Genomic DNA, 5016 nt, shown 5'->3' with positions numbered 1-5016 from the left:
ATGCTCAACATAGTCGTTTATTGATTGACGCTTAACACCATAAACCCAAAATAGGCCTGACCAGTTTGTTAATTTCACTTTCGCACTTATTCTTTAGTAGATACGTGCCTAAACCAATAAGAAAAAAATATGAAACTAATGACGTTATTGATGACCGCAATATTACCACTCTCCATGGCGATTGCAGAAAATACGGATACCACCTCAGAACCAGTTACCGCTTATGGCGTAATGAATACGCAAAATAAGCAAACCTACACTTATGTACGCTGTTGGTATCGGCCCGCTGGCAATCATGATGACCCAGCAACAGATTGGGAGTGGGCATTGGATGAACAAGGAAATGACTACACCATTAGTGGTTACTGGTGGTCATCTGTGCGCTTTAAAAATATGTTTTATACTGACACCTCACAATATGAAATAAAGCAGCGTTGTGAAGAGACGCTCGGCGTCAGTCACGATTCTGCAGATATTACTTATTTCGCAGCAGACAATAGGTTCTCATACAATCATTCGATCTGGACTAACGATAAACAAAATGCCAAACCCGTCATTAATAAAATGGTGACCATAGGTGACAGCCTTTCGGATACAGGAAATATATTCAATGCGTCACAATGGAAATTTCCCAATCCTAACTCTTGGTTTTTAGGACACTTTTCCAATGGTTTGGTGTGGACAGAGTATTTAGCAAAAATGTACAATTTACCTGTATATAACTGGGCGATTGGCGGTGCCGCAGGGCGTAATCAATATATCGCGCTGACAGGTGTGAACGATCAAGTCAGCTCTTATCTAAATTACATGACAATGGCCAAAAACTACCAGCCAGAAAATACGCTCTTTACCCTTGAATTTGGCTTGAATGACTTTATGAATTACAACCGTGAAGTATATGAAGTCAAAGCAGATTTTAGCAGCGCGATGATTCGTCTTGTGGATTCAGGGGCCAAAAATATTATTCTACTCACCCTGCCCGATGCAACCAAAGCCCCGCAGTTCAAATATTCAACAGCAGAAGAGATAGCGAAAGTCAGCGCTAAGATCACCACCTTCAATGCGTTTATTCAGCAACAAGCACTGTATTATCAGATGCAAGGGGTAAATATCATCCTGTTTGATGCTCATAGCTTGTTTGAAAACCTCACAGCCAATCCACAGCAATACGGCTTTGAAAATGCGACCGATGCATGCCTCAACATCAATCGCAATTCAGCTTTAGATTACTTGTACCGTCATAGCTTAACCAATGATTGCGCTTACCATAGCTCTGACAAATACGTATTTTGGGGCGTAACGCACCCTACCACGGCCATCCATCAATTGATTGCCAACGAAATCAGTAAAAACTCTCTCGCGTCATTTCAATTTGAATAAGCACGCCTAACCTTGAAGACAGCACGCAAAGTGCTGTCTCTAGACCCAAATAGGCATCGCGGTAGCGGCTTTCACTTGACGCATGGCGAGGTGGGTATGCATATCTTTTACATTGTTGAGCCGCTGTAACTGACGCGTAAATGCTTCGTACCCTGATAAATTGGCACTAACGACTTCCAACAAGTAATCATACGCACCTGAAACCACATGGCAGCTGATCACCTCCTCCATCTCTTTGATTGCCTCTTCAAAACTATCAATGGAAGCGGCTTGATGATTATTCAGGCTAACTTCAACAAAAACCGTCATACCGACCCCGACAGCTTGCCGGCTTAAGCGAGCTTGATAGCCATCAATGATCCCGCTCTCCTCTAATCGTTTCAAGCGTCTTGCGCAGGGAGAAGGGGATAATCCAACCTTTTCTGCAAGCTCTGCGGTGCTTAAGCGTGCCTCTGTTTGTAATAAGGTCAACATGCGGCGGTCTATTCTATCCATTACTCGATCCTTGATGAAATCCACTAATATTTTGCTAATTTATAGCGGATAAGTGCTAAACCATCTAGCAATAAGGGTGAACTTGCCGGATAAAAGTAAGCCGAACCATAGATAATGGTGAGAAACCATCCATTGATGTGAATGAAATTATGATTTATGGCTACCTCGCGATAGGCACCACACTGTTATTATGGTCCGGCTTTTTCCTCTCTTTAAAGGCAGGGGCGAGCGGCCTATTAACCCCTGCGGATATTGCATTAACGCGCTTTTTACTGCCCGCTTTGTTGCTCTCTCCATTGGTTTGGAGAACTCGACATCAATTGCAAAATGTACCTATGCGTTACTTAATTGGTCTATTTATTGGCTGTGGATTGCCCTATTTACTAGTTACAAGCCATGCGATGCACTACGTTCCGGTTTCTGATGGTAGCGCGCTTGTTCCGGGTGTGCTGCCGCTGTTTGTCTCGGGTATAGCGGTGTTGCTGTTTAAACAGCCGTTAAGTCGCCATCGAGTCGCTGGGCTGACTTTAGTGGTGGCAGGGGTTGGTATTTTCCTCTATTCAAGTGCCACTGATTTTGAGTCAAACCGTTTGACCGGGCATTTGATGTTTTTAACCGGCAGCCTGATGTGGGCGATGTTTACAATTTGTGCGCGGGTAGCGAATTTGCATGCGCTCGTCAGCGCGGGATGGGTTGCTTTACTTTCTACTATTTTATTGGCCGTTCTAATCGCTTTAGGCATCGTCGATAGCTACTTAGCCACACACTCTTTTGCACACTGGCCGTGGAAAGAACTGGCAGGACACACACTGCTGCAAGGTGTCGGGGCGGGGCTCATTGCAGCATTTACCTATTTATATGCAGTTTCAACACTCGGCGCAGAACGCTCCGCGGCCTTTGGCTCTGCAACACCAGTCGTGGCAACCTTGTTGGCGATTCCCGTTTTTGGTGAGATGCCAACGCCTTTGACTTGGATCGGATTAGGGTTGATAAGCTTAGGTAGCTTGGTTGCCAGTAATGTTTTAATGAAACACGATCATTCGCAACATTACCGGCCCCCAACGCATCAAAAACGAAGCGCTAAGCGCTCATATCAGCGATAGCAAATCTCTGCCCAACGAGCCAAACCAGCAGTCACTGAACCAAAGTAGTTACCGCTGACAACGGGTACGTGGGGAAGTTGCTGCTCTACCGCTTGGCGTAATATTGGAGAACGAGCAGATCCGCCCGTCATAAAGATAACATCCGGCTTTACGCCACCTTGTTCAACCGCTTCTTTGACCAATTCCACCATTTTCGCTTTAGGGGATTCAATGGCGTCGATCATTTGCTCACGCTCAATTTGCACTTCGATCTGCTCAGAAAGAAGATCGAGCACCACCTGACATTGCGTAAGATCAGATAGAGCAATTTTTGCCTCTTCTGCACGGCGTACAATTTGATAGCCGAGCGTTTCAAAATAGACTTTCAGCAAACGCGCCAACTTTTCTGGTTGCTGCGCCTCTTTGTGTAGCAATTTCAATGCTGCCAAGTTTTGCTGAGCATAGAAGTCACGTTGCGCTTCCACGTTATTAATTGCAATCGGGTTCCAAAACTGCGTGATCGGCATATCAATGCCAGAAATGGCTTTACTTCCTAATCCAAAAGAAGACATCAACTGTTTGAAAGCAATATAGATATCAAGATCATTGCCTCCGACCCGTTGGCCACTATGCGCAAGCAAACTCGCGGTGCGGTCGTCACGCCCTCGCCAACTCGGCCCCATTTTTAGCAATGAACAGTCAGTGGTTCCACCACCGATATCAACCACCAGTACGGTTTGATCTTGCACCAGAGTCGCTTCATATTCTAAACCCGCCGCAACGGGTTCAAACTGAAAACTGATGTGCTGAAAACCGGCGCGTTTCGCCGCACGTTGTAAAATAGATTCCGCTTGTCGATTGGCCTCTTCACCACCTCGGCCATGAAAGTTAATAGGACGACCAATCACAGTATCTTGGATAGTGCGCTGAAGGTGCTGCTCTGCATTGTGCTTAATATTGACCATCATGGCGCACACCAAGTCTTCGAAAAAACTGACCTGCACATCACGTAAACCTGCCGCGCCTAGAAATGATTTAGGGGATTTAACGTAATAAATATCGCGCGGATCCTGCAGATAGAGATCGAGCGCCGCTTGGCCAAAGGCAATGTCTTGCGCGGCAAGTTCAATACTCTCTTCTCTATTCACATTGATCGCGCGGCGAAGTACTTGCTCACCAATTTTATCGCTTGGCGTAATATTATGATGACGGAACAGATGCTCAGAAATGGACTCTCGCGTCGGGGCGCATATTGTCGAAGGAATGTAGTGGCTTTTACCTTCTATGGGTAACAATGTTGGCTGCCCATCTTGCATCATCGCGACAGAACAGTTCGCCGTTCCATAGTCAAAACCAATAAACATCGCTACCTCCTAGCATCAGAAAAAGGCCGGCGATCCTACCTTATGATTTTCACAAATACTATCCCCAAGCTACTTGGAATGTCTGGCGAGAAAAGACATGGATTGGTTTACACAAACCAAGAGACGAAAAAAGACAGCAGCAGGCAGCCCACATAAGCCATTTTAATCACCTTGATATGTCGATAGTGGATAAGACAAGGTGACAAGATAAACAACGGAATCAGGACAAAAATGGGGTTCATACTGAATAGCCAGCTTAACAATACAACAGAAAGTGCATAGTAGAAGAGCCACGAATTTGGAACCGACAACTTTTTGCCAAGTCCCACTATAAATAATAATGCAGCAAGTAAAGGTAACATCATTAATTACACCTTTATGGTATTAATTCTCATTTACATCAAATATTAGTCACTGTTCAGCGCAAAAGCAATAGAAAAACTAGGTACATTATCAGACACCAAGAGCCATACTCAACACAGGCATTGGAACCGTCTTTCATTTCTCTTTACCCACCCGAATAATGATTAGTTTTTCTAATTCAAATCATAGATTTTTATCTTGCTCAACTTCACACTTTTAGATTGATAAAAGCGCCTAGCATCACTAATATCTCGCGCCGAAAGAGCGATACTTTCAACGCTGGCCATTAGTTTCATTATTCATATTAATTATATTTCGTAGTTGCACTATTG

5 protein-coding genes are annotated in these 5016 nt (G+C 44.6%); 2 read left to right on the top strand and 3 right to left on the bottom strand.

Going from position 1 to position 5016, the window contains the following annotated elements; genetic code table 11:
• The first annotated feature begins 129 nt into the window (after positions 1-129).
• The gene (locus tag B9J84_RS06895; protein ID WP_094123830.1) at positions 130-1380 is read left to right on the top strand and encodes an SGNH/GDSL hydrolase family protein; all 1251 of its coding nucleotides are present in this window, start codon (positions 130-132) and stop codon (positions 1378-1380) included.
• A gap of 39 nt (positions 1381-1419) precedes the next feature.
• On the opposite strand, the gene B9J84_RS06890 is transcribed toward B9J84_RS06895, so the two are convergent.
• Positions 1420-1875: an Lrp/AsnC family transcriptional regulator gene (locus B9J84_RS06890; protein WP_029388319.1), complete on the bottom strand. Its 456-nt coding sequence runs from the start codon at positions 1873-1875 to the stop codon at positions 1420-1422.
• Positions 1876-2024: 149 nt separating this feature from the next.
• On the opposite strand from B9J84_RS06890, the gene B9J84_RS06885 reads away from it, so the two are divergent.
• The gene (locus tag B9J84_RS06885) at positions 2025-2978 is read left to right on the top strand and encodes a DMT family transporter (RefSeq protein ID WP_170900905.1); all 954 of its coding nucleotides are present in this window, start codon (positions 2025-2027) and stop codon (positions 2976-2978) included.
• Here B9J84_RS06885 and yegD read toward each other — a convergent pair.
• Together yegD and B9J84_RS06875 are read right to left on the bottom strand one after the other, a co-directional pair.
• Complete coding sequence (gene yegD / locus B9J84_RS06880; protein ID WP_017045097.1) at positions 2969-4321, bottom strand: molecular chaperone; 1353 nt, start codon at positions 4319-4321, stop codon at positions 2969-2971. The genes B9J84_RS06885 and yegD overlap by 10 nt on opposite strands.
• A gap of 107 nt (positions 4322-4428) precedes the next feature.
• Positions 4429-4686, bottom strand: a complete 258-nt coding sequence (locus B9J84_RS06875) for a hypothetical protein (RefSeq protein ID WP_094123828.1) — start codon at positions 4684-4686, stop codon at positions 4429-4431.
• Positions 4687-5016: the final 330 nt, after the last annotated feature.

It is taken from the genome of Vibrio sp. V03_P4A6T147, assembly GCF_002241085.1.
GTDB lineage: Bacteria > Pseudomonadota > Gammaproteobacteria > Enterobacterales > Vibrionaceae > Vibrio > Vibrio anguillarum.
This window is presented reverse-complemented; position numbering and strand designations above follow the sequence as displayed.

Coding starts and splice junctions, on each gene's coding strand:
- B9J84_RS06885 (WP_170900905.1), top strand. CDS start 2,025: ATGATTTATGGCTACCTCGCGATAGGCACCACACTGTTATTATGGTCC.
- B9J84_RS06875 (WP_094123828.1), bottom strand. CDS start 4,686: ATGATGTTACCTTTACTTGCTGCATTATTATTTATAGTGGGACTTGGC.
- yegD (WP_017045097.1), bottom strand. CDS start 4,321: ATGTTTATTGGTTTTGACTATGGAACGGCGAACTGTTCTGTCGCGATG.
- B9J84_RS06895 (WP_094123830.1), top strand. CDS start 130: ATGAAACTAATGACGTTATTGATGACCGCAATATTACCACTCTCCATG.
- B9J84_RS06890 (WP_029388319.1), bottom strand. CDS start 1,875: ATGGATAGAATAGACCGCCGCATGTTGACCTTATTACAAACAGAGGCA.